Source organism: Sporosarcina sp. USHLN248 (assembly GCF_037144575.1).
Taxonomy (GTDB): Bacteria; Bacillota; Bacilli; order Bacillales_A; family Planococcaceae; genus Sporosarcina; species Sporosarcina contaminans.
In genome coordinates this window covers 1-397 of sequence record NZ_JBBCZC010000115.1, presented here as the reverse complement: position 1 = coordinate 397, position 397 = coordinate 1, and the positions used below count along the sequence as shown (strand labels likewise).

Annotated in this window: 1 protein-coding gene; it reads right to left on the bottom strand. The window is 38.3% G+C overall.

The window, feature by feature from the left end; genetic code table 11:
• On the bottom strand, positions 1 to 397 hold a 397-nt coding region (locus WFH04_RS18185), incomplete at both ends, for a transposase (protein WP_336825731.1).

Sequence of the window (397 nt, the reverse complement as noted above, 5' to 3'; positions counted from 1 at the left end):
CGATTCTTCGATTTTTTTATCATAATCCGAAATCACTTCGTCCACTTTTTGAACCATTTGAGCGAGTTCTTCCGGTGATAAATCTTCTTCGGCTTCCCGTTCGATTTCTGGTATTATTTCTTTTTCAAGCAGCTCATTATAAAGTTGATGAGACTTTTCAACTAAGCTCTGGTGATATTTATCGACTGATTTCTTCCACACAAATGTAAATTTATTTGCGTTCGCTTCAACCTTTGTGCCGTCAATAAAAATTGCTTCTTGATCGATTCGTTTTTCTTCGATCAATTGGCAACGGAATTGGACAAAACATTGGCGAATTAGCTCTTTCACTTCCGAATGAACTCGGAAGCGATTAATTGTACGATAGCTAGGTTCATACCCTTGAGCCAGCCACATC